Origin of the sequence: Photobacterium sp. MCCC 1A19761 (assembly GCF_037389125.1) — a bacterium.
GTDB lineage: Bacteria > Pseudomonadota > Gammaproteobacteria > Enterobacterales > Vibrionaceae > Photobacterium.
Window position 1 is genome coordinate 1 of sequence record NZ_JAZGTF010000075.1, and the last position, 511, is coordinate 511.

Consider the following 511-nt stretch of genomic DNA (forward strand, 5'->3'; position numbering starts at 1 on the left):
CATATCGTTAAGGAGGTGATCCAGCCCCAGGTTCCCCTAGGGCTACCTTGTTACGACTTCACCCCAGTCATGAACCACACCGTGGTAAACGCCCTCCCGAAGGTTAAGCTATCTACTTCTGGTGCAGCCCACTCCCATGGTGTGACGGGCGGTGTGTACAAGGCCCGGGAACGTATTCACCGTGGCATTCTGATCCACGATTACTAGCGATTCCGACTTCATGGAGTCGAGTTGCAGACTCCAATCCGGACTACGACGCACTTTTTGGGATTCGCTCACTATCGCTAGCTTGCAGCCCTCTGTATGCGCCATTGTAGCACGTGTGTAGCCCTACTCGTAAGGGCCATGATGACTTGACGTCGTCCCCACCTTCCTCCGGTTTATCACCGGCAGTCTCCCTGGAGTTCCCACCCGAAGTGCTGGCAAACAAGGATAAGGGTTGCGCTCGTTGCGGGACTTAACCCAACATTTCACAACACGAGCTGACGACAGCCATGCAGCACCTGTCTCA

At 55.0% G+C, this 511-nt stretch carries 1 rRNA gene; it reads right to left on the bottom strand.

The annotated features are described in order from the left end of the window. Positions 1 to 8: 8 nt before the first annotated feature. A 16S ribosomal RNA gene (locus VV869_RS24415) occupies positions 9 to 511 on the bottom strand; the annotation flags it as partial.